General features: G+C 61.5%; 30 protein-coding genes. 11 read left to right on the top strand and 19 right to left on the bottom strand.

Annotated features, from left to right (window positions below; all coding sequences use genetic code 11):
• Positions 1 to 41 precede the first annotated feature (41 nt).
• The 17 genes from L8K25_RS20510 to L8K25_RS20430 all read right to left on the bottom strand — a co-directional run bounded on the left by L8K25_RS20510 (position 42) and on the right by L8K25_RS20430 (position 11,522).
• Positions 42 to 452 carry a DUF3168 domain-containing protein gene (locus tag L8K25_RS20510; protein WP_242140868.1) on the bottom strand — a complete coding sequence of 137 codons (411 nt, stop codon included), beginning with the start codon at positions 450 to 452 and terminating at the stop codon, positions 42 to 44.
• A complete protein-coding gene (locus L8K25_RS20505; RefSeq protein ID WP_242140867.1) occupies positions 449 to 955 on the bottom strand; it encodes a hypothetical protein in 507 nt (168 codons plus the stop codon). The genes L8K25_RS20510 and L8K25_RS20505 overlap by 4 nt, the downstream gene beginning before the upstream one ends.
• Entirely contained in the window at positions 955 to 1,293 is a 339-nt protein-coding gene (locus L8K25_RS20500) for a phage head closure protein (protein ID WP_242140866.1), read from the bottom strand. The genes L8K25_RS20505 and L8K25_RS20500 overlap by 1 nt, the downstream gene beginning before the upstream one ends.
• Positions 1,293 to 1,976 (bottom strand): head-tail connector protein, encoded by a 684-nt coding sequence (locus L8K25_RS20495; protein ID WP_242140865.1) that lies wholly within the window; start codon positions 1,974 to 1,976, stop codon positions 1,293 to 1,295. The genes L8K25_RS20500 and L8K25_RS20495 overlap by 1 nt, the downstream gene beginning before the upstream one ends.
• Positions 1,977 to 2,062: 86 nt before the next feature.
• Positions 2,063 to 2,356, bottom strand: coding sequence for a hypothetical protein (locus L8K25_RS20490; RefSeq protein ID WP_242140863.1), 294 nt, complete (start codon positions 2,354 to 2,356; stop codon positions 2,063 to 2,065).
• Between the two features lie 65 nt (positions 2,357 to 2,421).
• Complete coding sequence (locus L8K25_RS20485; protein WP_242140862.1) at positions 2,422 to 3,786, bottom strand: phage major capsid protein; 1,365 nt, start codon at positions 3,784 to 3,786, stop codon at positions 2,422 to 2,424.
• A gap of 11 nt (positions 3,787 to 3,797) precedes the next feature.
• The gene (locus L8K25_RS20480) at positions 3,798 to 4,784 is read right to left on the bottom strand and encodes a head maturation protease, ClpP-related (protein WP_242140861.1); all 987 of its coding nucleotides are present in this window, start codon (positions 4,782 to 4,784) and stop codon (positions 3,798 to 3,800) included.
• The gene (locus L8K25_RS20475; RefSeq protein WP_242140860.1) at positions 4,781 to 6,127 is read right to left on the bottom strand and encodes a phage portal protein; all 1,347 of its coding nucleotides are present in this window, start codon (positions 6,125 to 6,127) and stop codon (positions 4,781 to 4,783) included. The genes L8K25_RS20480 and L8K25_RS20475 overlap by 4 nt, the downstream gene beginning before the upstream one ends.
• 11 nt (positions 6,128 to 6,138) lie before the next feature.
• Entirely contained in the window at positions 6,139 to 7,965 is a 1,827-nt protein-coding gene (locus tag L8K25_RS20470) for a terminase TerL endonuclease subunit (RefSeq protein ID WP_242140859.1), read from the bottom strand.
• Positions 7,958 to 8,389, bottom strand: a complete 432-nt coding sequence (locus tag L8K25_RS20465) for a P27 family phage terminase small subunit (RefSeq protein ID WP_242140858.1) — start codon at positions 8,387 to 8,389, stop codon at positions 7,958 to 7,960. Before L8K25_RS20465 ends, L8K25_RS20470 begins: the two co-directional genes overlap by 8 nt.
• A 161-nt stretch (positions 8,390 to 8,550) precedes the next feature.
• Positions 8,551 to 8,784 carry an HNH endonuclease gene (locus tag L8K25_RS20460; RefSeq protein ID WP_242140857.1) on the bottom strand — a complete coding sequence of 78 codons (234 nt, stop codon included), beginning with the start codon at positions 8,782 to 8,784 and terminating at the stop codon, positions 8,551 to 8,553.
• 106 nt (positions 8,785 to 8,890) lie between these two features.
• A complete protein-coding gene (locus tag L8K25_RS20455; RefSeq protein ID WP_242140856.1) occupies positions 8,891 to 9,247 on the bottom strand; it encodes a hypothetical protein in 357 nt (118 codons plus the stop codon).
• Positions 9,248 to 9,272: 25 nt separating this feature from the next.
• Positions 9,273 to 9,458 (bottom strand): hypothetical protein, encoded by a 186-nt coding sequence (locus L8K25_RS20450; protein ID WP_242140854.1) that lies wholly within the window; start codon positions 9,456 to 9,458, stop codon positions 9,273 to 9,275.
• Between the two features lie 163 nt (positions 9,459 to 9,621).
• The gene (locus tag L8K25_RS20445) at positions 9,622 to 10,215 is read right to left on the bottom strand and encodes a hypothetical protein (RefSeq protein WP_242140853.1); all 594 of its coding nucleotides are present in this window, start codon (positions 10,213 to 10,215) and stop codon (positions 9,622 to 9,624) included.
• Positions 10,216 to 10,217: 2 nt separating this feature from the next.
• The gene (locus L8K25_RS20440) at positions 10,218 to 10,862 is read right to left on the bottom strand and encodes a DUF3164 family protein (RefSeq protein WP_242140851.1); all 645 of its coding nucleotides are present in this window, start codon (positions 10,860 to 10,862) and stop codon (positions 10,218 to 10,220) included.
• Complete coding sequence (locus L8K25_RS20435; protein ID WP_242140850.1) at positions 10,859 to 11,044, bottom strand: hypothetical protein; 186 nt, start codon at positions 11,042 to 11,044, stop codon at positions 10,859 to 10,861. The genes L8K25_RS20440 and L8K25_RS20435 overlap by 4 nt, the downstream gene beginning before the upstream one ends.
• 22 nt (positions 11,045 to 11,066) lie before the next feature.
• Positions 11,067 to 11,522: a hypothetical protein gene (locus tag L8K25_RS20430; protein ID WP_242140849.1), complete on the bottom strand. Its 456-nt coding sequence runs from the start codon at positions 11,520 to 11,522 to the stop codon at positions 11,067 to 11,069.
• Positions 11,523 to 11,563: 41 nt separating this feature from the next.
• On the opposite strand from L8K25_RS20430, the gene L8K25_RS20425 reads away from it, so the two are divergent.
• A complete protein-coding gene (locus tag L8K25_RS20425) occupies positions 11,564 to 11,746 on the top strand; it encodes a type II toxin-antitoxin system HicA family toxin (protein ID WP_242140848.1) in 183 nt (60 codons plus the stop codon).
• 22 nt (positions 11,747 to 11,768) lie between these two features.
• Positions 11,769 to 12,161, top strand: coding sequence for a type II toxin-antitoxin system HicB family antitoxin (locus tag L8K25_RS20420; RefSeq protein ID WP_242140847.1), 393 nt, complete (start codon positions 11,769 to 11,771; stop codon positions 12,159 to 12,161).
• A gap of 427 nt (positions 12,162 to 12,588) precedes the next feature.
• On the opposite strand, the gene L8K25_RS20415 is transcribed toward L8K25_RS20420, so the two are convergent.
• Both L8K25_RS20415 and L8K25_RS20410 read right to left on the bottom strand, forming a co-directional pair.
• The gene (locus L8K25_RS20415) at positions 12,589 to 12,828 is read right to left on the bottom strand and encodes a hypothetical protein (protein ID WP_242140846.1); all 240 of its coding nucleotides are present in this window, start codon (positions 12,826 to 12,828) and stop codon (positions 12,589 to 12,591) included.
• Entirely contained in the window at positions 12,825 to 13,277 is a 453-nt protein-coding gene (locus L8K25_RS20410) for a hypothetical protein (protein WP_242140845.1), read from the bottom strand. Before L8K25_RS20410 ends, L8K25_RS20415 begins: the two co-directional genes overlap by 4 nt.
• 100 nt (positions 13,278 to 13,377) lie before the next feature.
• On the opposite strand from L8K25_RS20410, the gene L8K25_RS20405 reads away from it, so the two are divergent.
• The 9 genes from L8K25_RS20405 (at position 13,378) to L8K25_RS20365 (ending at position 19,368) form a co-directional block, all read left to right on the top strand.
• Positions 13,378 to 13,641: a YdaS family helix-turn-helix protein gene (locus L8K25_RS20405; protein ID WP_242140844.1), complete on the top strand. Its 264-nt coding sequence runs from the start codon at positions 13,378 to 13,380 to the stop codon at positions 13,639 to 13,641.
• A gap of 259 nt (positions 13,642 to 13,900) precedes the next feature.
• The gene (locus L8K25_RS20400; protein ID WP_242140842.1) at positions 13,901 to 14,380 is read left to right on the top strand and encodes a hypothetical protein; all 480 of its coding nucleotides are present in this window, start codon (positions 13,901 to 13,903) and stop codon (positions 14,378 to 14,380) included.
• Positions 14,381 to 14,474: 94 nt separating this feature from the next.
• Positions 14,475 to 14,861 (top strand): helix-turn-helix transcriptional regulator, encoded by a 387-nt coding sequence (locus L8K25_RS20395; protein ID WP_242140841.1) that lies wholly within the window; start codon positions 14,475 to 14,477, stop codon positions 14,859 to 14,861.
• 604 nt (positions 14,862 to 15,465) lie between these two features.
• A complete protein-coding gene (locus L8K25_RS20390) occupies positions 15,466 to 15,705 on the top strand; it encodes a DUF2312 domain-containing protein (protein WP_242140839.1) in 240 nt (79 codons plus the stop codon).
• Positions 15,702 to 16,070: a hypothetical protein gene (locus tag L8K25_RS20385; protein WP_242140837.1), complete on the top strand. Its 369-nt coding sequence runs from the start codon at positions 15,702 to 15,704 to the stop codon at positions 16,068 to 16,070. The genes L8K25_RS20390 and L8K25_RS20385 overlap by 4 nt, the downstream gene beginning before the upstream one ends.
• Positions 16,067 to 18,217 (top strand): ParB/RepB/Spo0J family partition protein, encoded by a 2,151-nt coding sequence (locus L8K25_RS20380; RefSeq protein WP_242140836.1) that lies wholly within the window; start codon positions 16,067 to 16,069, stop codon positions 18,215 to 18,217. Before L8K25_RS20385 ends, L8K25_RS20380 begins: the two co-directional genes overlap by 4 nt.
• Positions 18,214 to 18,516 (top strand): hypothetical protein, encoded by a 303-nt coding sequence (locus L8K25_RS20375; protein WP_242140835.1) that lies wholly within the window; start codon positions 18,214 to 18,216, stop codon positions 18,514 to 18,516. Before L8K25_RS20380 ends, L8K25_RS20375 begins: the two co-directional genes overlap by 4 nt.
• Before the next feature lie 214 nt (positions 18,517 to 18,730).
• The gene (locus L8K25_RS20370) at positions 18,731 to 19,168 is read left to right on the top strand and encodes a hypothetical protein (RefSeq protein ID WP_242140834.1); all 438 of its coding nucleotides are present in this window, start codon (positions 18,731 to 18,733) and stop codon (positions 19,166 to 19,168) included.
• Positions 19,165 to 19,368, top strand: a complete 204-nt coding sequence (locus L8K25_RS20365) for an AlpA family phage regulatory protein (RefSeq protein WP_242140832.1) — start codon at positions 19,165 to 19,167, stop codon at positions 19,366 to 19,368. The genes L8K25_RS20370 and L8K25_RS20365 overlap by 4 nt, the downstream gene beginning before the upstream one ends.
• Positions 19,369 to 19,475 lie beyond the last annotated feature (107 nt).

The following is a 19,475-nucleotide window of genomic DNA, read 5'->3' as shown; positions in this document are numbered from 1 at the left end:
ACATGGCGGGTGGCGGTCGTCGGGCAGAAATAGGGGCCGGATCAGGCTGGCTCAGCGAAGATCTCGTAGTTGCTGATCCCGGCATAGGTGACGCCGTCATCCTTCGATGCGTCGCTGGCCGATGCCGTGATGAACCGGGTCTTCAAGAAATTAACGTTGGCGTCGTTCAGTGCCTGCCGGTCGAGCGCGCGGCGCCCAGCGTGCATCATCTTCAGCAGCACACTTCGATTGTTGCCCCGATAGATCGCGATGATCTCGACGGTCAGTCGTTCGAACTGTCCATCTCGCGATTCCTCATTCTGGGTATCGATTGCGCCGATCTTGAGAAATGGCGGCTGTGTGTTCTGCGGGACATCGTCGAAGACCGGGCAAAGTGAGTTTGGCACCTGTTCGCTGAGCCGCCGGAAGACGGCTGCACGCGTAGCATCCATAAGGTCGATCGGGTCAATCATGCCTGAGCACCTGCTTTCGTGAGCGTTGCCGACCAGAAATCCGCCAGACGCTGCGTTGCGATCCGATCGAGGTCGGCGTCATCGATCATCACGAATGGCGCGGCCGCCCGGGCCTTCACGTTGAGGGTGTACGATGCGACGATGTCCTCGGCGCGCTTGCGGCCGCGCGCGGTGCGCAGCCGGCCGTTGGCCGCCTTGCGACGCTGGACCAGCACCGTCTGGGCTTTGCGGCCGAACTCGACGATGCGACCATAGAACAGGTCCCACCGGTACCCGGTGAGGTTGGTCAGCCCGACCCGTACACGGAGCGAATCGAGGAGCAGCTGGAGCGATAGACCGCTCTCAAGCGCGCCGGTTTCCTTCGGAACACGCACTTGCTGCAGCGCCAGATAGTCGCGGCCGATCATCGCCATTTCGACGCCGATCTGCTCGCGCGCGGCATCCGGCAGCGCGCCGAACAGCGCGAACGTATCCGCCAGACCCTGCAAGCGTTCGCTTGGCATCAGCCTGTTGCCTGCGCGGACGCCGTATCGGCGAGGATCAGCAGCTGCTCGCGGCGACCATCCGGATCGCTGATCGACCGTACGTTCAGATCCAGCACCCCATAGCGCAGCTGGTCAGCATCTGTGATGTCGGTGCCGAAGCGGACGGTGACACGGTAGGAGGATACACCCTGGAGCGCTTGTCCGATCATGGACTCGCGGCTGTTCAGCCCGAGCACCTCGGCATAGACGGTCGCTACATCCGTCCAGACCGTCTCGAAGCCGCCGTCGCCGGTCTTCGTCTGCACGGGGCGGCGGATGGTGACGCGATGGCGCAGACGCCCGGCGGAAAGAGGCATCAGATTGTCCTCAGTCTCGGCTTGCGGAGAAGGCGCTCGACGCCAAACGGGATCTCGATCGCCGCAGCACGCGCGCCAACTTCGGTCGCTTCGCGATTGTTGTAAAAGTGCGCGACGAGCAGGTGCATGGCCTGCTTGACGTTCGCCGGAACATCGGCGGGCGTTGCGTAGCCAGCCTCGACGTCGATCTCGATCGGCAACTGCGGCAAAGGAACGCCGCACACAACTGGAGGGAAGGCCGATGCCAGTCCCCAATGCCATGCCTTCGGAATCATGCGCACGGGGCGACGTGCCAGGGCAATCGTCCAAGAGGACGGGTCGATCGTGTTGACGAAGCCGCCCCGATCGGTCCAGCGCACCGCGGTAACGGCTGATACAGGCCACGATTTGAGATCGATCCACCGGCCTAGCTGAGGCGCGGTTTCCGTCACCGTGCGCGGCGTCAGCACAAGTCCGGTATATGCCTCGACGTCAGCCTGCGCGACCAGGATCAGGTCCGAAATCAGATCATCGTCGTCGGTGGTATCGACCCGCAGGTTCTTCTTGACCGCTGCCAGTGACAGGACGGGCAAGACGGCCTGCCCCGCGAGATACGCCCCGTAAAGCTCGATCACTTGGTCGTCGGCAAGGTCGGCCGACAGGGTGAGGAATGCGCGCATGTCGGCAACTGTTTGCAGCGTCATGTGCACCTCGAAAACAAGAGGGTCGGGGCCGGCCAGGGGGGAGAACCGGCCCCGCTCGCACCGCGCGGGACACGCGGCGGCAAGGCTTAGCTCTTGGTGTCGGTCTTCTTCGCAGTCGACGCCTGGGCAGCCAGCATCTTTGCCGCCGCCTCGGGTCCGTCGATCGTCGGATCGTTGTAGTCGATCCGGTTCATATCGAGCGTCGTATGGGCACGGGGATCGTTGTCGACCGCGGGATGCGACGGGTCGACATCCGGCACGATCTGAACCGGCGCACCGCTGGTGCTGAAATCGGCAGCGGCGGGGATACCGGCGGGACCGGACGTGTCGAGATCGGCACGGATGCCCGGGGTGGACGTCGTCTTCGTGTCATCGGCCATGAGGGCCTCCTATCGTCTTGCGTTGAGGAAAGGCGGCTGGGCGCGCGAAGCGCCCAGCCTCGCGATCAGAGCTGGAGCGCCTTGAGGGCGTCCGGGTTCTTCACGCCGCCGCCGACGCGCTTCGTGCAGTAGAACGCGATGTACGGCTTGTTCGTGTACGGATCCCGCAGGACGCGGAAGCCGATCCGGTCGATGACCAGGTACGCCTCGCGCATATCGCCGAACAGCATCGGCACCGCCGCGGCGCCGATATTCGGCATGTCCGGCACGTCGACGATCGGAGCGCCGAGCAGCGTCGAAGGCTGACCAACCTGATAGGTCGGCTGCCAGTAGTATCGGCCGGTCGAGTCCTTCAGCAGCCGAACCGCGCTCATCGTCTGGCGGTTCATGAAGAACTTGGCGTTGGGCTGATACATCGCCGGAAGATCATAGATGATCTGCGAAACGGAATCGGCATCGATCTGGCCAGCCGTCTTCACGCCGTGGGTCTTGATATCGCCCCACGGATGACGCGCCGCTGCAGAACCACCGGTGACGTAGCTGAGCACGCCAAACGGCTTGTTCACGCCATCGCCGGCGACGAAGGCAATGCCCTCCTGGCGCGAGAACTCGAGTTCGATCTGCCCGGGCAACCAGGTTTCCATGTTGACCTCGCTGTCATCCAGCAGGTCCTGCGACGCAGCTGCGTTCGCGTAAATCTCGCCGGGAGTGAAGGGCAACGCGGTGAACTGTGGCGTCGCCGTTGCCGCTCGCGACGCGGTCTCGCCAACCCAGCCAGAACCGATCGTGCGATCGGTGAACAGCTTGATGAAGCCGGCCTTGCTGATCGACTGAACGGTTGCCTCGGCACGGATCGGCGAGATCAGCTTGAGGCGTTCGGTGACGGTCCGGTCCCATTCGATCGGTGCCGTATAGCCGCCGTCCGTGCCGGATCCCTCGGACATGGCCGCGCGGACGCCAACCTTGCTCTCGGACTTGAGCTTCTCCTCCTGTTCACGCGTGCCATCGCGCATGAACGACCCGAACAGCGTGGTATAACCGGGATCGGAAATTTCGCGGCCGCCGTTCCCATGCAGGTTCCCGGCTGCGATCTGCTTGGCCTGGGTATCGATAGCCGCCTGAAGATCGTTCAGCGTCTCGTTGATCTTCGCCATCTTGTCGGTCGTGACCACATCGGTCTTCCCGGCCTTGATGTCGGAAACCTCCTGGGCATGGGTCTTCTTGAACTCTTCGAACGCCCCATTCAGCGCCGCGATCATTGCCTTCGGGTCGGTTGCCGCTTCCGCGCGAACCGTGGCGCCCACGATCGCGCGCGGCATGGGGGGAATGGTAGGAGCCGCAAGCGTCAAAGTGGGCGCCGCCTTGGTACGAAACGGCATGGCGCACACCGCCGCAGCCGCCGCGAGGGCGGACATCGAAAACATCTTCATGGTCCTGTTCCTTATGGACGGATGGTGGAGAGCAGGGTGGCCATCAGGCCGCAAAGCTCGGTGTCGCCGCCAGCGCCTGGCGTGTCGGCTTCAGGGGCAGCGCCGGGCGTGCCCTTGATCTTGGTGATATGTTCGCGCGCCTGCGCACGGGTGTCACCGCCAGCTACGAGCTTGAGCTCAAGCGCGGTGATGGCCGTGCGCTCGCGGTCCGAGGCCTTGGTCGTCTCATCGACTTTTGTCTGGTCGGCTGCGAGTAGCGCGTCAGCAAACCCACGCTCGATCGCCATCGATCCCGACATGTACGTCTCGGCATCCATCCACTTTGCGCAGTCCGCTGCGTTCGCCCCGGTCCGCTGTGCATAGACATCGGCCATGGCGGTATCGAAGGGCGCCAGAAAGCTGGCGACTTCCGCCATGTCATGACGGTTGCCGGCCGCGCATACCCAACAATTGTGGATCATGAGAAAAGCGGCGGCGCCGATTTCGATGGTATCGCCTGCCATCGCGATCACGGATGCGGCGGACGCAGCCATTCCCATCACCTTGACGGTAACTGGCTGCGAATGCTCGCGCAGCACGTTATAGATGGCCAGCCCCTCGAACATATCGCCGCCGGGGGAATTGATTTGGACCTCGACGGGTCGATCGCCGATCGCGCGCAGCTGGGCAGTTACGCTCTTTGCCGTGATACCACCGCCGGACCACCAGTCCTCGCCGATCACGTCGAACATGGTGATGACGTTGTCACCGCTGGCAACCGCGCGGATCCCAGCCGCGTCCGCCGACCATTTGTCGAGAATGCTGGGCTTGGTCAGAGCGGAAACTGCCCGGTTGGCAGGGACGGGGAGCGCGGATGGACGCTCCTTGGCCTTCACGCCGCCGATGATAGCACGCGGCGCGCCGGGCACAGCGTTCGTGGCTGGCTTACCCGGGACCGGGCGGCCTTCGAGCGTCTGAATGGAAGCCGGCTTACCCGGTGCCTTGGTCGGTTCGGTCATTGGGACTCCTTCGCGGGCGGCTTGCCAGTCGGATCAGCGGGTGGGTCTTCCGCGCCGCCCTTGTCCGCCATGCGTTCAGGCAGCTCATCGCCACCCTCGATCTTGTTCTGCTCGAAATTTGCGCGGACTTCGTTGGGGGTCATCCAGGCTTGCGATCCGCCCGCGCCCAGTGCCTTCGAGAAGAAGGAGGCCTGATCGGTCGGCGATCCGCGCAGAAGCGCGCCATCGTTGAATTTCGGGTAGAGGACGCCTTGCTCCCCTGGATCCAAGCAACGCTCGATCGCCTGTTCCCACGCAACGAACCATGCCCCCAGGCAATAGGTCACGAAAAACTGGCCGAGCTGCCCGATCCCGGTACCCCAGCTGGTTTCGTCGAACATCAGCAGCGGCCGCGGAACGCCGGTGAACCGCGCCAACTCTTCGGCCTGATGCTTGCGCGTTTCGAGGTGTTGCGAATCCTTCGGGGACATGGTCGACATGACCAGCTTCAGCCCCTCCTCAAGGATCAGAAACTTGCCGGCGTTGTCCGCTCCCGAATATCGCTCTTCGAGGCTTTGCTTGAGGTTCTCGATCGCTTCCGGCCCGAGCGTTTGATCAGTCTGCAGCGATCCGCCGGCGAGCATCCCGTTCTTGAACAGACGCGCCGCAGCGCGCTCAGCCTGCACAGCGATGCCGAGCGCCTGCGCCGCGACATCGAGCAGCGCGATGCCGCGCAGTCCGTCAACCGTGACCATTGACCGGAAGTGGAAAATGTCGCGCGCAGGCAGGATCACTTGTCCGCCGTTCGGCCGCTCATACCGGAACGTCAGCTGGAAATCGTCCGATAGGAGTGGTGTCACGCTCCCCCGCTTGAGTGGCACCAGCGAAACGATCCGACCCTTAAAGCCCCGGATCACGAGCGCGTACGCGTTGCCGTCGAGCAGGGCGGCCGTTTGCATCTGGCTCTTGAACTCAAGCGCGGTCTGATAGTCGTTCGGCTTGCGATGCAGTACGCCGAACAGCGGGTGATCGCGCGCTTCCTCGGTATCGCCGTTGTCGAGCCGCCGCATCAGGTGGACCGGCAACATGCCAACCGCGGATGCGATGAGATTGATCGCGCGGAAAAACGTGCTGTCACGAAGCGCGATGTGCTGGCCGATATGGACACCAGCCGCGGTGCTGCGACCGCCTCCCATGAACGCCGCCAGTCGCGGGTCGAGCATGTCCTCGAAGACAAGGTCCTCGCTCAGCGGGTTGTTGTCGTACGCCCAGGATGCGTGCGGCGCGGTGATCGCCATGCCATTGGCGCTTGAACGCCGATATCCCGACATACGGCGATAATCGTCTGGCGACTGAGCACCCATGCCGCCTCCAATCATAACATCAGCGCGCCGCGTGCGGCATAGACCGACTTCTTTTTCGGCTTATCGCGAGCCGTAGCGGCACCGATCGCCATGGCCGTGGTGACCATCCCATCGATCCGGCCGCGCGACTTCTTCTTGTTGAACATCCGGTTGCCCTGACCGTCTGAATCGATCGCGGCATTGGCTGCGCAGCTGTACGTGACAGGCGAGTCATCGATGATGACCCGTTCTTCGAGGATGGCGTCTTCGGTCTTCGTAATCGAGTGCGGCATGCATAGCTGCCGGTCTTCGAACATCACCCGCATGCCCTGAGCGTGAGACACGATCTTGAGACCGCGGCCTTCGGGCTTATCCGGGCCACCGTAGAGCCATACCTCAAGCCCAACCTGGGCGCAGGCATCCATGAAGCTCGCGATGAAGGCGGGATCGACGACCAATTCGAGCACGTTCTGCTCGGCATTAAGCTTCGCCACCTGCATCGCCACGAAAGTGAGATCGATCGTTTCGCCGGGCGTTGCCACGAGGAACCCGTCTTCGACCCATTCGACATATGGCGCGATATCGCGCTCGCCTTTTTCCTTCAGATGGCCTGGCGAATTGCCACGCGCGGTCCAATACCAGCTTTTCACGGCGAGCTTCTCGTCGCCCAGGGCTTCCCAAGCGGCCGACAGCGCAGTCAAATCGTTCTTCTGCGCAAGATCCAGCGCAAGCCTGCAATAGCGGTGCCGCATGGTGGTTTCATCCACCGGACCCTGCACTGCCGACCATTTCTCTTCGTCGATCCAGAAATCGGCAGAGGCGGTGTCGACGCCAAAATAGAGGCGCAACACGCTCGACTTTGTTGACGGCCGCAAGAGCGCACTGGCAACTGTCTCCCGAATGTTCTCGATCGGGAAGGTCTCGCCAAGCGCCGGCAGTGATTTCTGCCATACCCGTTCGTTCTCGAACACGGTCTCGCGATCGCCTTTGTCGATCCGCGCAACGAATGCGAATGCGGTGTCGTCCCGCGCCTCGCCTTTGGCAATCTGCTGGTACATCTCCGAATAGGAGGTGCCCACGTGCTGGGTCGTTGCAGGGGTGTTGGTCCCCATCAGCATCAGGGCGTGACCAGCGACCTTATCGATGCCGCGCTTCCAGGTTTGAAGCACGTTCTCGTCGGTAAGCTCGTGGATTTCGTCGCCTGCCACGTAGTTTGGCCGCGGCCCGGATAGGCTTTCGCCGCTGGCAATGGGCTGGAAGAACGACCCGCTATCGGGATGCTCGATCTTCCACGCGTTCTCCAGCTCCCCGCGGATGACGACTTCGCCCAGCTGCTCGAGGCTTTCGCCGTCGTCATGGTCCGGAATCGTCGCACGGCACATGGCCGCCGCATCGCGGAACAACACATTGGCGGTCTTCTTGTCTTCGCCAATCGCGTAGCATTGAGCTCGCTGAATGTCGCACCAACCCATGATGTAGACGCCGATCGCGCCCATCAGCGGGGACTTCGCTTGCCCTTTCCCTGTTTCAAGCCAACCGGACCGGAAGCGCCAGCGGTCGGTCGCGGTACGCCAACCGAACAGCGACCCCATGACGAACGTGTGCCACTCGAGCGGATAGAACGGCTGCCCCTGAGCCGGACCGTCTGTGACCTGGAAAACCGACGGCAAGAACCCAAGCGCGTGCGCCGCGGCGTCTGGTCGCCAATAGATACCGCGACGTTCGCCATCGCGGATATCGCGCAGGTGCCGCTCGGCCGCGTGCTTCACCAGTTCGCCAGAAGTAAACAGCTTCCCCTCTATGGCGGCCTTCGCCCAGGCCGTTGTCGGATCCTGTTCGGCGAGAAAGCGGTTAGCCACGCTGCTTGATGTACCGAGCGGAGCCAGTCACCTTGTTCACCTTCTTGGCGACCTTTGCGCCGGCGCCGCGATCGCGCGGGCTGACACACAACTCCTTTTCGAGTGCCTGCGCATGGCTGGCGGCATTGCTCATGGTGGTCCACCACGGGTTGTACGTCGGAACGCCGGTTTTCTTGGCCTTCATGACCGGGCCGGTCTTCAGCACCTCACGAGCACTGATGTCGTAGGTGACATAGGCGACAACCAAGCGCTTGATCGAATGCGCGTTGGCGACGGCCAACTTCTCGGCGCCGCGGATCTCGCTAACGAGCGCCTTCCAGTATCCCGCCGCCGCCTCTCGGTCACCGACGCGGCCGAAGATCGACCGCCAGTTCGGCTCGGGCGGAACACCGTCGCCGCCGTCGATCGCTACAATATCGACCATGCCGCACTCCCGGGGCGAACGAGCCGAAACCCTCCCCCCTCCAAATTTGCTCTCAGTGCGTACGGAGGGTCGATGCGGTGTCCGGCGTCGGTCGGCTCAGACTTTTGACCCCCGCCTGCGGTCTGTTGCTGAAATGTCACAGCGCGCGCGCGGCACTTGGGTCAGCAACGACGCGTGCGGTTCCACGGGTGGTCAGCGCTGGTCGGCCTGCCGTCTCGGCTGATGCCCTTGCCCTCGACCGGTACCGCCTTGCCGAACTGCTGTGCCGTGACGATCACGTCATGCCGATCGCAAAGGTTCTCCGTGTTTTCGTCCGTATCGGCACCACCGTGCGCAAGCGGCACCTTGTGATTGACCACGGTCGCGGGCGTCACGAAGCCTTCGGCATCACACATCTCGCAAAGACCATGCGTTCTTTCGAGGCGGCGCTGGCGCTGCTTCTGCCCGGCTCGACCGCGGAGGCGCTTGTCCGGACCGCTATGTTGCCATGGCTTGCGGTGATCAACCATGGCTTCGAATGTCGGTCGCCTTCGCGGCTTCGAGCAGCGCTGCCTCGATCGCATAGCAATCCAAGCCGTATGGTGGCTGATGCTTCAACCTGATTGCCCTGCCATCCTGCATCGTGATGATGAGCATCGTAAAGGAATGACCGCGCTCCCATTCGATAGTGGAGATGTGCGCGCTATTGACGATAACGTCTGCGCCGCATTGCACCATCGGCATAATCGCATCCTCTTCGTTTGGAACGCGATTGCGCTTTGCGTCTATAGCTGTCTGGACGGTCGCCGTGGCGCTAGAGGCTTGGCGCTCGGCAACGCCAATCACAAGCGATGCAATATGGCCCGACATCCGGCTCATGACTTCGCCGGTCCGCATCCAATGGCTAGCGAACACCTGACCCGCGCACAGCCGCGCGCATATCCTTTGCCGCGCGTTCAACGTCATCGATCAGCCGCTCAACGCGGCTCATCGACTTCGAGCCAATCTCCATGTCTTCAGCAGCAGCTAGCGCGAGGTTCGCAGCTTGGCGCACCTTCTCGGCTGTGCTCAGGCGGGGCTGGATTGCCAATGGGCATCTCCGACAATGGTCAGGTCAGGTGGGAGATAGCCGTCGGACATCGCCCGAAGCACAGCTTCTGCGTTTGATGGCGAGGGCGGTAAGGTCGAAAGACCAGCCAGTCCTACTCGCCGAAGCCGCTGAGGCGGCAGCGCGCGCGACTCATGGAGCCACGCTATGAGTTGGTCTCTATATCCTCAGTTCGTAAAAGAAAAGTTGCGATTTTGAACGCCTGGGCACCGCCGAAGCAAACCAGAGCGAACTTGCCGTCACCGCCCTGAACGACGCCCTCTAATCCGACGAAGCTCCCTTCCTGCAGGTTGACCTTCTGTCCGGTAGGGAAGACGTGCCGGTGCGACCTCCGCAGTTCGGCGCGCTGCCGGAGATCCTTCACCTTCAACCGGGCGCGCTGCCTGAGCTCTTCTGCCTCGCGGAGGTTGGCGATCTCGCGGTCGAACAGAAGGACGGTCCCGCCAAGGTGGCGGAAAATGGAGAATGGCGGGTGCGGGCTAACCGGCAGTGCGTGGATCCGCATCAGTTCTGGTAGCAGGCCCGCCCGAGCGAACACGAAGGTCGGCATAATCGCGGCGGTGATTTCGACGGTAGCCTTGCTACGCGGTTTGCGGCGGTCGTACGTTTGCGCCGGCGACCATACATCGAGCCCAGCCGCGACAAGGGATGCAGCGAGCTGCAGCGTCCGCCCCGGCGATGTGCGCAGAATGCACCAATCGCTCGCGCGCGGTCGCCGCGCCGTCGTCGCGTTGTCCATGCTCAGGCAGCCGCGAGATCGACAGTGACTGCTCGCCACCCTGCGTCGGGGCCCGCACGATCGTAGAACCGGACATAGGTGCGTGACCCGATGACCCGGATCGAGTCGTGGATTGCCTCCATTGCGCTCTTCCAGCGATCGTCCTGGATCTCCACGCGAAGCAGCATGAACAGTTCCGCCCGGTTGATCTGTCCTTCTTTGTCGACCTGGAACACGCGATTGACGAGCGCGCGAAGTTCTACCGCGCTACCGACTGCCCATTCGGTCAGGCATTCGTCGATCAATATCTTGGCGGCCTGCAGCTCGGGTCCGAATTCCAAGAGGTCGGCGACCTGGACTTGCACCTTCTGGCAACCGTCGAACGACATCAACGTGATGTTGCCCTTCTTGCCACCGATGGTGGCCCCATAGTTCTGAGCGATTAACGCCTGAAGGTCGCCGACGCTCTGGAACGTCTGCGCTTTGAATTCCGCGATCAGGGCGTTCACCTCCCGCGCTTTCGTCAGAATCTCTCGCACCGTCTCGTCCATCAGCAAGTCGGCCGCCTTCACTGAGGCGATCGGCACGAGACTACCCTTTGCGTCGCGCAGATACGGCATGCCGGCGACATCGATCGCCGCTGGATGACCTATCTCGATGTCGCTCATGCCGGTACACTCGCGGCGTTTGCCCCGATCGCGATGATCGTTTTGATATTTATGAGCGCCCGTCGCGCACGCTGGCCGCTCTCGACCTCGTCGAGCAGCTGGGCGACCTGCGCTTTCGGCAAGGCGATCGTATCGCCCTCCAGGGCAGCGAGTGCGGCTTTAGTATGAGCAACGTTGATCATAAGGACCCCGGTCGATGGTGCTTTAATCGATGTCGGGGAGATGCTCGAAAGGCGGCAGCATCGGTAGCTTCTGATGCGGGAAGGGGGTCTCAAGTTCACCCATGGGCGCTGCAATATGCCAGCCGAGGTGACGCAGAACTTGCTCGAGCGCATTTCTTGAGCCGCCCATGTCGCGGACGCGCAAGCCGCGAACACTACCCGGGACCTTCTCCAGCGAACCGCGCTGGACCAGTTGAGCCACTAACTGGCGGGCGCGGGTATCGCTCACCCCGAGTTTAATCCCGATCTCGTCGAACGTTGGGCTCGTGCCAGTCCGGCCAATTCGTTCGATAATGAACGCGAGTGCCTCGTCGCGTCGCGGCACCAACACTGGGTGACGAGCTAAGTCTCGCATCAATGCTGCAACCCCATGCTCCCGGCTGGAACATAGGGAGAATGTGCAAAAAAGCGAGAAACTTATCGTCTCGCCGACAGCCATGACTATTGCTAAACCAAACTCCAGTGTGTAAATAGATGTGTATGGAACGGGACAGCAAATTGATCGTCAAGCGGCTTATCGGCGAGGGTTTCACCTTCGTGTCGGCCAAAGGCTCTCATCACAAGTTCCGCAACGGTGCTGTCACCGTCATCGTGCCCCATCCCAAAAAGGACCTGCCGCTGGGCACCGCACGTAGCATCGCGAAGATGGCCGGTTGGATCTAATGACGACACAAGGAGTGAAGTGATGAAGTATTTTTACGCCGTCGTACACCAGGACGAGGATAGCGCTTTTGGCGTGACGTTTCCCGATCTCCCAGGCTGCTTTTCGGCATCAGACGATATGGCGCAGCTATTGCCCAATGCGTGCGATGCTCTGGAATTATGGTTTGAGGATGCGAAGGAGGTTAAACCGCTTCGGCTTGATCAGGTGCAATCATATGCAGCAGACGAATTACGTCAGGGGGCCTTCATTCTCGCTGTGCCCTTCATTCGTAACACCGGCAAGCTGGCGCGGGTGAATCTGTCGCTTGATCATGGGATGCTCGACGCGATCGACAAGGCGGCGAACGCTCGAAGCCTGACCCGCAGCGCGTTTATGGCTCAGGCTGCGCGCAACGAGATCGAATGTCGACGCTGAATTGCAACTCGTTGACGGGCGATCCAAGCCGACGCGTCAGCCCGAAAGCAGCCCAAATCGGAGCAACAAACCGACGACCAAGGTGAGCACGATTATTTGCCCTGCCACTGTGACAAGAAACCAGGATTTCGTAGGGAGGCGGCCGACCATCTCATTGAGGGCTGTCAGATCACGTCCGGCGTCGCTCAACTCCGCTTTGGCAGACTGACGCGCGACGCCTTCAGATGTTATAGAAGCGATCCTAGCCTTGAGATTGTCAGTCCTGACCCGGAGTGCAGCGAGGGCTTCGTAAAAATCGTTCTCTGACATGGGCAGAGCTTTTGCCAGAGAGCGATCCTTTGGGCAAGACGACGTGCGCTCGTGCTGATACTCTAGGCCGCGGAGCTATCGTTTACATAGGTTCCCAAGCTCACAAAGGTGATTGTCACTAGCCGGGTTTGTGGTCGTTCGGACGGACCATTCGATCGACCTCATTCAAAAGTTCCTGTGCTGCTTCTGTGTAATTCTGCAGTTCAAGGCTAAGTCCATCGCCATTTCCATGATGCGAGTGACCCAGGGCTGCAACGACGATGTTCATAAGACTCGTAATCTTCACAGCTAATATCGACACTTCGCCCTTAGTAATCGGCTCAGCAAAACAATTATCATCTGGTGCAATGTTCATCATCGCCCTTCCTTCTTGCTCATCCGGTCGGCGCGGCCGGATGATGGATGTACGGTGGTGTCGACTCCTACAGCCAAACATCTGACAAGCTGCAGGATCGCAGCACGATTTGCAGGTGAGATCCGTGAAAAGTATTTTACTATTTCTCGCTCATCACCGTCTTCTAGGTGCGCGGCACCAGTCGGCGTCTGCGCTTCAAACCGTCCAAAACGCTTTATAAGCAGCGCTCGGCGCTCGTCAGGGGAGAGCCCCACAACGTCCAACGCCGTTTCTGCAAATTGTACCCAACGGGGCACAGACTTGAGCTTTTTGTTCTCGAACTGAGATACGGCTTGCTGAGTAAGCGACATTTCCTCGCCCATCTCGGCCGCAACCAACATAGTGCGACGCGCAAGCTGGTGCGCAGACCAGCCCTGTCTGACACGACGGGCTTGCAAATCCTCGGCAATCAAGAAGTATGGTTCCGACACCGCAGGAACGTAGCCCAAAACGCCATCACAACGGGTAACAATTTGCTTGTAGAAGATTGTAGTCCGTTGTAGCTGTCTGGGTATGGCCCCCGAACAAAAAGAATCGGCGCATAACGCATTTCGGCGGGCCGTTGCCCGTGCGGGAAGCCAGGTTGCATTCGAGCGGCAGACCGGTGCGAAGCAGCAGAAGGTATCCTATTGGCTGCGCGACCGTATGATACTCCCAGGCGAGTATGTTCTGGCGACCGAGACCGCTTTCGGCATTTCGCGTCACGAACTTCGACCGGATCTCTACCCAATCGAGCAGCCCGACACCGACACGGCTGTGCTGGAGCCGTTGCGGTGAGCGTTTTTCTCGTTTCCTCATTACTCCTCGGCCGCTATTCGGGCGGCGAGCGTCGGCGGCAGGCTTCTCTCCCCCTGTCGTCGACGTCCCATCTCATCCCTTTCGTCCGCTGGCAGGCCGGACGGAACGCACGTCACCTCGCGATCAAGGCGTGCGCACCATCGTGGCTCGGTAAAGAGCGTCTGCCATGTATGCGTATGGAAGCCGGCACCGGTCGTCTGTGTCGATCGGTGCCGGCTTTTGCGACAGCGATTTCAGCATGACCAAGCTGCGCACACCCCTTTCGATCGAGAACGCACTCTACAAAGTGCTGGGCCGGATCGGCATCGAAGCCGCCTGCGATTCGACGGGGCGGAAGGCGGCGTACCTGCGCAACCTGTCCGATCCAGACAAGCGCGAGCAGCTGACGGTCGCCGACGCGATCAAGCTGGACCTGGCACATCGTCAGAGCGGTGCCGGCGGTGCGCCTATTTACGAGACGATCGGCCTACTCCTGCAAGCCACCGACGCCGAACTTTTCAGTGATTCGCGCGCGATCGGACGCGTTGCCATGGAGGTCATAAAGGAGGGAGGCGAGGCCCATGTTGCGCTGGTCAATGCCTCTTTCCCAGGTGCATCGCCCCAGGACTTTACTGAAACGCTGCGCGAGCTCGAGGAGAACGCAGCGGCCCTATCGAAGGCGATCGCGCTGATCCGCTGCATTAGCGCGGCCGGCATCGTCGGCCAGCAGTCGCCTTGACCATCGACTGACCCGCCTAAAACTTTGTTCTGGCCGACCACGCGAGCTGACCCGCTTTCGAGGGCGGTAAACCGCTGCCCGCAAGGATCGATAGATGACGCCCGGCAACTACATTCGAAAGCGGCGTGAGGCCGCTGGCCTTACCGTAGACGAACTTGCGCTGCGCCTTGAGACGATTCCCGCAGTCTCCGCCATGACCCGTGCTCAGTGGCTGACCATGATGGAGACCGATGTCGCGCCGATATCGATCAGTGCCATTAACGCCATCGTCAGTTTCATCAGCCTGGACGAGACCGTCCTGGACGCCCTGGCCCTGATCCGTGCTGGCGTAGCTCTGTCATCGCCTCAGATTTGTATCGAGTGCGGTTGCAGCGAACATGATCCGTGCTGTGATGAGGACGGAAAGCCGACTTGCTGGTGGATTAGCGAAGAACTCTGCTCGTGCTGTGTTCCGCTAGCCGGGCAGGCAATCGCGCAATGATCCCATTTCGACCGAAGCGATCGGCTCACCTGCAGCTCGCCGTAGACGCAACCTGCATTCTGACCGGCGCCGCGATCGTCATGTTGATCGCACGTCATCCCATCCTTGCCCTGGGCCTTGGCCTCGTCGCGCTTTCCCTAGCGTCGACCGTCCTGGCCATCCTCGTTCGATCGGAGCGTTCACAGTGAGAAATTTGAAGCGAGCTGAGCCCGATATCATCCACGGGCTTAATTGTCATTGTGACCTGTGCAGCCCGCGCTTCGGCGCGGCCGAGCGCGCTGTCGTCATGCTGGGGGCTGGCATGCTGACTGCTACCGGCCTGGTCGCAATTGTAGGACGGCTGGAGGCAGCGCTTCGCGCGCTGTTCGGACTGTGAAAAACGTCCCATCCGAAGGCGCAATTGAAACCGACTTGGGCGTTACGGCGCATGCGCAGCTACTGCTCAGCTACCTTACCGGTGCCGTTCGGCGGTTAGAGATCGTCGACCGAAATCACCAGTATCGAGTGATTGAGGCGCATGCCGAGCAGGGTACGCTGCTCTTGGAGCAAACGAACTCTAAGAACACATTCCTGGTTTCCGTCGCCCAACTGACGGAGGTCGCGCATGTCTGAGACAATCGCAGCCGACCAACTCCGACTCCTTATCGAGCGTATCGAGCGGCTTGAGGAAGAGAAAAAGGGGATCTCCGACGATATCGCCGACGTCTACGGCGAGGCCAAATCGACTGGCTTCGACATCAAGACGATCCGCACGATCGTCCGGCTCCGGAAAATGGAGAAGCACCACCGCGACGAAGCGGAGATGTTACTCGATACGTACAAAGCCGCGCTCGGGCTCGCATGATCCGCCTATCCGACCTCAGCCGTGCAGTCTTCTTCAACGAGCTGCGCAAGCTCGACGTCCGCCTGCCGCTGCGGCTGTGCGACGAAGAGGTAGGTTCCGTCATCGATGACGAAGGGCGCGAGATCTTCGTGGTCGACGCCAATCGCGAGCAGAGCGACGATATCGCCACGGCGATCGCCGCGCTGATCGTGGAGGCGGTCAACGCTCGCGGCGCGACCTTTCCGTCCAGCTCGGGGGGCCGGCCGGTGTCGGCCCCCCTTACCGATCCCGACGCGCTTGCGGTTGCCCCCGCCGGCGTGAGCGCTCCTGAAAGCCGCCCAGGTCGAGACATGCGCTCGCGGCTACCAGCCGGAGACCAGCAATGACAATCTCGAACCACACGATCGATCAACTTCGCCTGTCGCATCTCAACGTCCGCACGAACGAGGAAGACGCCAACGCGACAGAGGGCCTGCAGGCGTCGATCCTGCAACACGGTCTGTTCCAGCCCCTGATCGTCCACCCAATGAAGGGCAACAAGGGCAAGTTCGCGGTCTTGGCCGGCGGTCGCCGGTACCGGGCGATCCGCCGCTTGGTCGACAACGGCGACCTTCCGATGGACTGGCCGATTGATACCGTCGTCCGTAACGTCTCCGATCGCGAGATCATCGAACTTTCGCTCGCGGAAAACCTGCTTCGGCGCCAGCTGCGGCCGTATGAGATCTATGCAGCGGTCGCGAAGGCGCAGCGGCGCGGCGCGACAGCCGAGGAGATTGCCAAGCACTTCGGTCAGTCGCTGAAAGCGGTCCGCCAGTGGATGCGTCTCAGCAACCTCGAGGCTACCATTTTCGAAGCTTATGCGAGCGGGAAGCTTTCGCACGATCAAGCCTGCGCCTACGCGGCGACCGAAGACCAGGCGCTGCAGCGCATGGCATACGACCAGCTCGCGGCAATGCCTGAATGGCAGGCGAAGCCGGCGACTATCCGGCAGCTCATGAAGATCGGCGATCGAGAGGCCGAGAAGCTACTGCGCTTCGTCGGGCTGGAAACATACCGCGCCGCGGGCGGGATCTTCGAGCTCGATCTGTTCGCCGATGATGCCGAGATGCGCGGCCGCGCTGACAACGATGGGTTGCTGCGCCAGCTTGCCGACGCAAAGCTCGAGGTAATCCGCGAGGAGATCCGGCACCGAGCAAACCGGCCCGTTCGGTTCGGCCCCTCCGCCCCGCGCGACGAATACGGTACGACTTGGCGGCTCGAGGTGAAGGCAGGTCTGTCTGCCATGGATGAGGCCACCACGGTGCGCCTCGAGCAGCTGCAGGCTGAGCAAAATGATCTCGAAGAGCAAGGCCGCAATTTGCTCGACGGCGCTGGCGACGTGCTGCCCGGTTCCGAAGAAGCGCTCGCGCAAATCAATGCGCGGTACGATCCCAACGAGGCGGAGATTGCGGACATCGAGGCGGGCCGTGCGCCCGAGCGGAAGATCGTGCTCCCTGATGGTGACATCTACGGCACGGTCGAGATCACCGCTGGAGGCGGTCACGAGCTGCGTTGGTGGTGGGCGAGTGATAAGGCCAAGGCGGGGAAGGGCGAGAAAGAGCCAGCCGGCAAGAGTCTGCGGCCTATTTCTGCCGATACCGTCAAGCTGCACGATGGGGATGCGATTCGCGGATCCGGCAGCGAGTATCAGGCGATTGCAGCGGCAAATGCTGTCGCAAAAGATCAGCACGGGCTGACCGAGGTCGGCGTCCAGGTCATGCGGTCGCTGCGGCGGGAGGTAATGCGCGCGACGCTGGTCGAGAATGCCCATGCCGGCAAGGCAGTTGGCCACGACTATTTCATCTGGGCGCAGCTGCGCATGTCGCTTGGATCTGATCGCGCGAGCAGGATCGGGGCGCGCGCGATCGGCACGGCATTCGAGTCGATCCCCGAGGCCGTGAACGATCATCTCGAGATGAGCCTTGCCCATAGCGTTTGGGAGGGTGCGCTTCGTGAAATCTCCGCGCAGAGCTTCATGACCGAGAAGAACCTCCAGGCGGCGCTGATCGATTATTTGAACGCGTCGCCGGCGCTCAAGAATTTGGCCGCTGCTGTTCTCGCTGGTTTGGCGCTCGAGCGCTCGGCGAACGTCGACGGCTATCGCGTGCCGGTGCACGATGCCGTCGCCCATATGACCGCGCGCGGGTACGACGCGGCCGTCCGTCGCCTCGTCGATCCGACCGCCGAGATGGTCGACCTTCTGCCGAAGGCGCAGCGCCTGGCGATCGCCGAGCCGCTGGTCGAGCCAGCGACGTTCAAGACTTGGCGAAACCTGAAAGCGCCCGAGCTAGCCCCGCTCATCATTCGCGTGCTGCTCGGTACGGCGCGGTCGATCCGCTCGAATATGCGGCGCGCGGCGGAGAGCTGGGTGCACCCGCTCATCCAGTTCGCGCCGATCGACCCCGCCGCGATTGCGGTAGCCGACACCGCGCCGCTGCCGCTCGAGGCGGCGATCGCTAGCACTCATGCAGAAGCCCGAGAGGAAGCAGCGTGACGCAAGGAAATATTGCCAAGGAGCTTGGCCAAGATCTCCAGGATCGCATTGGCGAAGTCCTTCAGCGGCAAACACGCATAGCGGCGCAGGTCTTAGACATGCCGGAGCTTGTGGTCATGCTGATGGAGGTGGCCGTTTCTACGGTGCTCACCGCAGCAGCCACGATCGCCGCTCATAGCGAAGATTCGCAGAGAGAGGTCCAGCTCGACCGTGTGATCGCCACGATCGCGACGTTGGCAGCACGTGATCGCGACCGGACCCTGGCGGCAATCGAGAAGCAGAAGGAGGCAGGGCGATGATGGTAATTATCGCATCTGTCGCCTTCGTTGGCTCTCTAATTTGCGCAGCGCTGTCGGGCGTGATGCCAAACCGTAGCCCATTCACCGACAAATGCCTCTCTATCGGGGCGGTCGCGTCACTCGCCGTCTTAGTCGGTGCAATTGTCGGGACGGTACTGCCATGAGCGGCGCCTGCGGCTCGTGCACGCTGTGCTGCACGCTCATGAAGGTTACGATGGAACCGCCGAAGCCAGCGCGGCAATCCTGCCAGTATTGTACCAACGGCGGATGCTCGATCTATGAGGCTCGTCCGGACGCCTGCGTCGGCTTCAAATGTCTGTGGCTCGCCTCTCAGGAAATCCCGGGTCACGGTCTTTCATCATTGATGAGGCCGGATCGTTCGGGCGTCGTGATGGACCTAAACGAAGCCGGTACAATCATCGCGCATTGCCGATTGCCCGGTTCGTGGAAGCGCGAGCCGATGCTGGCATGGCTTCTGAGGTATGCCGCGCGAACGAACGTCATTCTCGACACGCCATTGGGCTCAGAGCTTTTGAAGCCGAATGCCCAAACAGATCCGCTCGAGCGGGTTGGCATCGATCCAATCAGCAACCTCCGGCTGTACGTTCGGCGGTCCGACCTCGCCAAGTTCCAAGATGGGGCCGTGTCATGAGCGCTCTAGATAACGACCACTTCATCGACATGACGGATGTCGTCGAAGATCTTGGAATTAGCAAAGCGACGATCAACCGCCTGCATCAGGCTGGCGAGTTTCCGCAGAAAGTTCAGCTGTCTCGCCGACGTGTGGGCTGGTGGGCGAGCGAAGTCGCTGCCTGGAAAGTGTCTCGCGATCGCGTCGTCCGGAAAGCCTGAAATTTATATCTGGGGGCACCCGCGGGGGCGCCCCCGACTCTCACCCAACAGAAACTGGCTAAAAGCGGGGGTTTTTCCGAAATGCGCTTAACATACTCAGGGAGCCA

The sequence above is a fragment of the Sphingomonas sp. TREG-RG-20F-R18-01 genome (assembly GCF_022662475.1).
Classification (GTDB): domain Bacteria; phylum Pseudomonadota; class Alphaproteobacteria; order Sphingomonadales; family Sphingomonadaceae; genus Sphingomonas.
Note: the sequence above shows the minus strand (reverse complement) of the source record. Positions and strands in the feature narration are given on the sequence as shown.

Bases quoted from the DNA above. Each gene is read 5' to 3' on its own strand.
- L8K25_RS20440 (WP_242140851.1), bottom strand. From the start codon at position 10,862: ATGAGCGACATCGAGATAGGTCATCCAGCGGCGATCGATGTCGCCGGC.
- L8K25_RS20365 (WP_242140832.1), top strand. From the start codon at position 19,165: ATGAGCGCTCTAGATAACGACCACTTCATCGACATGACGGATGTCGTC.
- L8K25_RS20480 (WP_242140861.1), bottom strand. From the start codon at position 4,784: ATGACCGAACCGACCAAGGCACCGGGTAAGCCGGCTTCCATTCAGACG.
- L8K25_RS20475 (WP_242140860.1), bottom strand. From the start codon at position 6,127: ATGGGTGCTCAGTCGCCAGACGATTATCGCCGTATGTCGGGATATCGG.
- L8K25_RS20460 (WP_242140857.1), bottom strand. From the start codon at position 8,784: ATGTGTGATGCCGAAGGCTTCGTGACGCCCGCGACCGTGGTCAATCAC.
- L8K25_RS20380 (WP_242140836.1), top strand. From the start codon at position 16,067: ATGACAATCTCGAACCACACGATCGATCAACTTCGCCTGTCGCATCTC.
- L8K25_RS20445 (WP_242140853.1), bottom strand. From the start codon at position 10,215: ATGGACAACGCGACGACGGCGCGGCGACCGCGCGCGAGCGATTGGTGC.
- L8K25_RS20370 (WP_242140834.1), top strand. From the start codon at position 18,731: ATGGAACCGCCGAAGCCAGCGCGGCAATCCTGCCAGTATTGTACCAAC.
- L8K25_RS20420 (WP_242140847.1), top strand. From the start codon at position 11,769: ATGAAGTATTTTTACGCCGTCGTACACCAGGACGAGGATAGCGCTTTT.
- L8K25_RS20425 (WP_242140848.1), top strand. From the start codon at position 11,564: ATGGAACGGGACAGCAAATTGATCGTCAAGCGGCTTATCGGCGAGGGT.
- L8K25_RS20490 (WP_242140863.1), bottom strand. From the start codon at position 2,356: ATGGCCGATGACACGAAGACGACGTCCACCCCGGGCATCCGTGCCGAT.
- L8K25_RS20495 (WP_242140865.1), bottom strand. From the start codon at position 1,976: ATGACGCTGCAAACAGTTGCCGACATGCGCGCATTCCTCACCCTGTCG.
- L8K25_RS20505 (WP_242140867.1), bottom strand. From the start codon at position 955: ATGCCAAGCGAACGCTTGCAGGGTCTGGCGGATACGTTCGCGCTGTTC.
- L8K25_RS20500 (WP_242140866.1), bottom strand. From the start codon at position 1,293: ATGCCTCTTTCCGCCGGGCGTCTGCGCCATCGCGTCACCATCCGCCGC.
- L8K25_RS20415 (WP_242140846.1), bottom strand. From the start codon at position 12,828: ATGATGAACATTGCACCAGATGATAATTGTTTTGCTGAGCCGATTACT.
- L8K25_RS20435 (WP_242140850.1), bottom strand. From the start codon at position 11,044: ATGATCAACGTTGCTCATACTAAAGCCGCACTCGCTGCCCTGGAGGGC.
- L8K25_RS20390 (WP_242140839.1), top strand. From the start codon at position 15,466: ATGTCTGAGACAATCGCAGCCGACCAACTCCGACTCCTTATCGAGCGT.
- L8K25_RS20385 (WP_242140837.1), top strand. From the start codon at position 15,702: ATGATCCGCCTATCCGACCTCAGCCGTGCAGTCTTCTTCAACGAGCTG.
- L8K25_RS20395 (WP_242140841.1), top strand. From the start codon at position 14,475: ATGACGCCCGGCAACTACATTCGAAAGCGGCGTGAGGCCGCTGGCCTT.
- L8K25_RS20430 (WP_242140849.1), bottom strand. From the start codon at position 11,522: ATGGCTGTCGGCGAGACGATAAGTTTCTCGCTTTTTTGCACATTCTCC.
- L8K25_RS20405 (WP_242140844.1), top strand. From the start codon at position 13,378: ATGGCCCCCGAACAAAAAGAATCGGCGCATAACGCATTTCGGCGGGCC.
- L8K25_RS20455 (WP_242140856.1), bottom strand. From the start codon at position 9,247: ATGAGCCGGATGTCGGGCCATATTGCATCGCTTGTGATTGGCGTTGCC.
- L8K25_RS20510 (WP_242140868.1), bottom strand. From the start codon at position 452: ATGATTGACCCGATCGACCTTATGGATGCTACGCGTGCAGCCGTCTTC.
- L8K25_RS20400 (WP_242140842.1), top strand. From the start codon at position 13,901: ATGACCAAGCTGCGCACACCCCTTTCGATCGAGAACGCACTCTACAAA.
- L8K25_RS20465 (WP_242140858.1), bottom strand. From the start codon at position 8,389: ATGGTCGATATTGTAGCGATCGACGGCGGCGACGGTGTTCCGCCCGAG.
- L8K25_RS20485 (WP_242140862.1), bottom strand. From the start codon at position 3,786: ATGAAGATGTTTTCGATGTCCGCCCTCGCGGCGGCTGCGGCGGTGTGC.